The sequence below is a fragment of the Nonomuraea sp. K271 genome (assembly GCF_009908215.1).
GTDB classification, from domain to species: Bacteria; Actinomycetota; Actinomycetes; order Streptosporangiales; family Streptosporangiaceae; genus Nonomuraea; species Nonomuraea longispora.
In genome coordinates, this window is sequence record NZ_JAAAHR010000293.1 from 1 (window position 1) to 5,702 (window position 5,702).

General features: G+C 69.2%; 5 protein-coding genes. 1 reads left to right on the forward strand and 4 read right to left on the reverse strand.

From position 1 onward, the window contains the following. The 3 genes from GUY59_RS45760 to GUY59_RS45770 all read right to left on the reverse strand — a co-directional run. Positions 1-682: cation:proton antiporter domain-containing protein (locus tag GUY59_RS45760; protein WP_201762133.1), on the reverse strand; the 682-nt coding region annotated here is incomplete at its 3' end. 34 nt (positions 683-716) lie between these two features. Then, positions 717-1,319: an SPFH domain-containing protein gene (locus tag GUY59_RS45765; protein ID WP_161715083.1), complete on the reverse strand. Its 603-nt coding sequence runs from the start codon at positions 1,317-1,319 to the stop codon at positions 717-719. Between the two features lie 223 nt (positions 1,320-1,542). Further along, a complete protein-coding gene (locus GUY59_RS45770; RefSeq protein ID WP_138208690.1) occupies positions 1,543-4,830 on the reverse strand; it encodes an efflux RND transporter permease subunit in 3,288 nt (1,095 codons plus the stop codon). A 107-nt stretch (positions 4,831-4,937) separates the two neighbouring features. On the opposite strand from GUY59_RS45770, the gene GUY59_RS45775 reads away from it, so the two are divergent. Continuing rightward, the gene (locus GUY59_RS45775; protein WP_171055656.1) at positions 4,938-5,405 is read left to right on the forward strand and encodes a MarR family winged helix-turn-helix transcriptional regulator; all 468 of its coding nucleotides are present in this window, start codon (positions 4,938-4,940) and stop codon (positions 5,403-5,405) included. A gap of 15 nt (positions 5,406-5,420) precedes the next feature. Here the strand turns inward: GUY59_RS45775 and GUY59_RS45780 are convergent. After that, positions 5,421-5,702: ATP-binding domain-containing protein (locus tag GUY59_RS45780; protein ID WP_161715084.1), on the reverse strand; the 282-nt coding region annotated here is incomplete at its 5' end.

Here is a 5,702-nt window from a genome sequence, read left to right on the forward strand (position 1 = left end):
GCCCCAAAGTGGCCAGCGGGTACAGGCCGGTCGCCGGCAGCGCGACATAACGCAACGCCGCCGTCCCCGCCCACCCGACCAGCAACCCGATCACCGCCCCAGCCACCAGCTGGTACGTGATCTGCCCCGCCACGGACGCCGGCCCGGGCAGATCCACGGCCGCGGTGCTGAACACCAGCACCAAAATGACCGTAGGCGCGTCGTTGAACCCCGACTCCGCCTCCACCAGCCCCGCCGCCCGGCGCGGCAGCGGCAACGCACGCAACACCGAGAACACCGCGGCCGCGTCCGTGGACGACACGATCGCCCCCAGCAGCAACGCCAGCTGCCAGTCCATACCCAGCAACAGATGCGCGCCCGCCGCGGTCACCAGCACACTGACCGCGACGCCCACCGTCGCCAGCAGCGCCGACGGCACCACCAGCCGCCGCAGATCACTCCACCGCGTGCTCAGGCCACCCTCGATGAGAATGATCGCCAGAGCCGAGATGCCGAGCGTCTGCGCCAGCCCCGCATCGTCGAAATCGATCCCGAGAACGTCCTCACCCAGCAGCACACCCAGCGCGAGAAACAGCAGCAGGCCGGGTAGTCCCAGCCTGCTCGCCGTACGCGCCGCGGCGATACCGGCCAGCAGGACGACCCCGCCGGCCAGCAACGCCGCGTACAGCTGCTGCAGGCTCATCGCGGCCACCTCAAAGGCTCGGTCAGACCATCCCCTACCCACCCGGACGCGTCTCCCGCAGCCGGTCCGCCCAGGCGATCAGCTCGCCCCGCAACGGAACCTGAACATCGTCGATGTCCAGGAGAGTGACGCGCACCCCCCACCGGCTCGTCGTCTCACTGATCCGCTCGGCCATCTCCGTGCCGCACCGGCCCGCCATCGCCGGCAGATCCGCCAGATCGGCGTCGGCGACCTGACGGCGCAACTCCCTCTCCGCCACGACCGTGGCCGCCACCAGCGGCCCGTCCATCGTCATCGCGAACCGCACCGGATCGCTCACCTCGGCCACGGCGCCGCCCCTCACCCGCACCGCCACACCGTCACGGGTCACCGCCTCGGAGCAGAACACATCCAGGCACATCAGCCGCAACGACACCCGCACCGCGCGCTCCACGACCGGCCACACCACCACCAGCCCAGGCCCCCGCACACCGGCGACCCGCCCCACCCGATGCACCACCAGCCGCTCATCCGCCCTGACGACACGCACCGTCCACAACGCGACCACCACAATGGGCAGCACACCCAGCAACGCCCACCCCACCGGCTCCACCGCGGCGGGCTCCCTGACGATAGGGAGCGTGTGACCTGCGAGCATGCCTGTCTCCCGGTCGTCGCCGCCCGGCCGCACCACAGGTCATCCCGTACGACCAGGTCCGGGACCGGGCTGTTGTCCACCCCAGTCTCGCCCGCCCGCCCAGTGCCGCGCCATCAGGCTCAGCACCCATTCCTGAGGGGAGCCACCGTGTAGGCGCACGTGTAGACGCACAGGAAGGTGGCCCCCGCCCGACACCGGCGGAGGCCACACAACCGGCAACCCCCTACGCCGGGTGACCGGCCAGATCCTGCGTCCCCGCGCCGCCCGCGCCCTCACGCACCCGAGGGCTCGCCGGCCCCGCCTCACCCTCGCCCTTACGCGTCACCACCACGTACAACGTCGGCACCAGCACCAGCGTCAGCAACGTCGAGGAGATCAGACCACCGATCACCACGATCGCCAGCGGCTGCGAGATGAACCCGCCGGAACCCGTCACCCCCAGCGCCATCGGCGTCAACGCGCAGATCGTGGCCACCGCCGTCATCAGGATCGGCCGCAACCTGCGCCGGCCGCCCTCGATCACCGCCTCCACCACGCCCATGCCCTGATCCCGGTACTGGTTGATCAGGTCGATCAACACGATCGCGTTCGTCACCACGATGCCGATCAACATCAGCATGCCGATCAACGCCGGCACGCCCAGCGCCGTGTCCGTGGCCACCAGCAACCCGATCGCACCCGTCGCCGCGAACGGGATCGACACCAGCAAAATCACCGGCTGCACGAAACTACGGAACGTCGCCACCATGATCAGGAAGACGATCGCGACCGCCGCCAGCATCGCCAAACCCAGATCGGCGAACGCGTCCGCCTGATCAGCCGACACCCCACCGATCTCGTACGACGCCCCGGCCGCCAGGCTCAACCCGTCCAGCTTCGACGTCAACGCCTGCGTCACACTTCCCAGATCGGCCGCCTCCGCCTTCGCCGACACCGTCGCCGACCGCTCACCATCGATCCTGCTCACCTGCGTCGGCCCCGCCACCTGCCGAACCTCGGCCACCGACGACACCTTCACCATCCCGGCCGCCGTCGCCACCTTCAGGTTCTCGATCGCCTCCACATCCTCCGGCGCGTCCGACCCCCGCAACACCAGGTCACTCGCCCGCCCGTCCAGCGTGATCTGACCCAGCGGCGCCCCGCGGAAGGCCTGCGCCACCGCCTGACCCACCTGCGCCTCCGACAGACCCCGCTCCGCGGCCTCCTCCCGGTCCACCACGACCTCGACCCGCGGCGCACTCGTCTCCAGATCGGACGACACGTCCTCCAGCCCGGACACCTCACCCATCGCCGCCGTCACCGACTCCGTCGCCTCACGCAGCGCCTCGGCATCAGGAGCCTGCACGATCACGTCGATCGTGTCAGAGGCGAACCCGGCCGCCTGCGCACCCACCGTGACCTCGCCGACGCCCGACAAACCCGCGATCTCCTCGCGCAACACCCGCTCGACCCGCGCCGTGTCCGCGCCCTCCTTCAGCGTCACCGAGTACGAGGCCCGATCCGCGCCACCGCCGACCGCCCCGCCCGACATCGCGTTGCCGCCGCCCACGTTCACCTGGTACGTCTCCACACCGTCCAGGCCGGCCAGCACCTCCTCGACCTTCCGCGCCGCCTTGTCCGTACTCTCCAGATCAGTGCCCACCGGCATCCGCTGCGACAACGACAGCGTGTTCTGGCCCGAAGCGTCCAGGAAGTTCGTCTGCAGCCCGCCGGCCAGCCCCATCGTGCCGACGAACACCGCCACCCCGATCAGCACCGTCACCAGCTTGAACCGGGTCGCGAACCGCAACACGGGAAGATAGGCCCGCTGCAACGGCGAACGCAGCTCCTTCGCCTCCGCCTCCTCACGCTGCCTGCGCGCCTGCTCCGGACTCAGCACAGGCGCCCTCAAGAACCAGTACGCCAGCACCGGCACCACCGTCAGCGACACCACCAGCGACGCCAGCAACGCCACCGCCACCGTGATCGCGAACGGGCTGAACAACTCGCCCACCATGCCGCCCACGATCGCGATCGGCGCGAACACCGCCACCGTCGTCAGCGTCGAGGCCGTCACCGCGCCCGACACCTCACGCACCGCCGTCAAGATCGCCTGAAGCTTCGCCTCGCCGTAACCGAGATGCCGCTTGATGTTCTCCAGCACCACGATCGAGTCGTCGACCACACGCCCCACCGCGATCGTCAACGCACCCAGCGTCAGCATGTTCAGCGAGTAGTCACCCGCCCACAACGCCAGCAACGCGATCACCACCGACAGCGGAATCGACACCGCCGTCACCAGCGTCGACCGCACCGACAGCAGGAACACCAAGATCACCAGCACCGCGAACACCAGGCCCAGCACACCCTCGGTGGTCAGGCTCTCGATCGACTCCTCCACGTACGGCGCCTGGTCGAACACCACCGACACCGCCGTGTCCGACGAGTCGCCCAGCGCCCTGGTCAGCTCCGGCAGCTTCTCCCGGATGTCATGCGAGATCGTCACCGCGTTACCGTCCGGCGACATCGTCACCGCCACACCCAGACTCGCCGTGCCGTCGGTACGGGTGAGCGTCGTCGCCTCCGCCAGGCCGCGCTTGATCTCCGCCACATCACCCAGCTTCACCGGCTTGAGCCGCTTCGGCCTGGCCTGCTGCTGCGCGACCGCCCCCTGACCCGGCTGCGCCTGCGCCTGCCCTGGCTGTGTCTGCCCGCTCTGTGTCTGCCCGGGCTGGGGCTGTCCGGGCTGGGGCTGACCCTGCTGAGGCCGAGCCTGCTGCGGAGCCGACGCCGGCTGCGCCGGCGTCAGATACAGGTTCTCCAAGTCCAGCAGCGAGTCCACCCGCGAACCCACCTGAACCGTCAGCGCCTTGCCGTCATCGGTCAACGTCCCGGCCGGGATCGGCGTGCCGTTCGCCTTCAGCACCTCGGGAATCTGCGCCACCGACACCCCCGCCAGCGCCAGCTTCTTCGCATCCGGCCGGATCGTCACGACCTCCTCGCGGGCGCCCGTCACCGACACCTCGCGCACACCCTCGACGCCCTGCAACTCCGGCACCAGGATCCGGCGCAGCTTGTCGGCCATCGACCGCTCGTCACCGCCGTCACCCACCGCCAGCACCAGCACCGGAATGTCATCGGTACTGCCCGCCACCACCTGAGGCTCCACACCCTCCGGCAACGCCACCCGGTTGATCGCCTGCTGCATCTTGTTCACCGACGACTCCACGTCGGTGCCGTACTCGAAGGCCACCTGAATCTGCGCCAGGCCCTCCTTCGAGCTCGACGTCATCTGCTCCATCCCGGCGAGCCCCTGAAAGGAATCCTCGATCGGCTTGGTGACCTGATCCTCGACGATCTCGGGCGAGGCGCCGGGGAACGGCGCCACCACGAACGCACCCGGAAACGACAACGACGGCAGCAACTGCTGGTTCAGCTGAGGAATGGCGAACACGCCGAACCCCGTGAGCACCAGCGCGATCAGGATCACAAGGCTGCGGTTGACCAAGCTCAACCGAGCGAAAGCGGTCATGGGCTCCCCCTCCAAGAGTTCGCCACAGACTAACACTTCGCCTGATACGAACATTTAGCCAGACCAGAACTTCCTGATAGCCTTCTCAGGAAAGGCGAGAGGTGAGCGTGAGCAGCGAACGCGAAGACCTGATCCACCGGATCACCGAAACCCAGCGTGGCCTAGGGCGACTGTTCGCCCAGCACCACTCCCCCCTGTTCACCTCCAACCTCACCATGCGCCAGCTCAAGGTCGTCATGCTCCTGGCGATCAACGGCTCCTCCTCAGGCCAGGAGCTCGCCCAGGCGCTGGGCGTCGGCCTCGGCACCGTCACCGGCATCGTCGACCGCCTCGTCGCCCAGGGCCTGGCCTGCCGGCACGAGGACCCCCACGACCGCCGCGTACGCCGCGTCGAGCTCACCCCCGAGGGCACCGCCCTCATCGAAGAGATCAACAACGCCGGCCACGAACACTACCGCCGCATCATGGACCACCTCGACCTGGACACGCTGCGCGCTCTCGACCACGTCACCCGGAGCATCCGTGACGTCGCCGACAAGCTCGTCTGCGGTGAGGACCCCTGCGGGGGTGTCTGAAAACGCCCTCCGCCTTTACATTGTAGATTCATTGGTCAGGCGGGACAGCACATCCGGCAGGACGCCCTCGTGCACCACCGTCAGCCGCCGCGTCGCCCGCGTCGCCGCCACGTACAGGTCCTGCCCGCCCATCGGCGACTGGTCCCAGATGCCCTGCGGGTCCACCACCACGACCGCGTCGAACTCCAGCCCCTTGGCCTGCCCCACCGTCAGCACCACCACCGGCGCGTCCAGATCCCCCTCCGGGAAGAGCCGCGCCACCTCGGCGTGCCGCGCGTCCGGCGTCACCACGCCCAC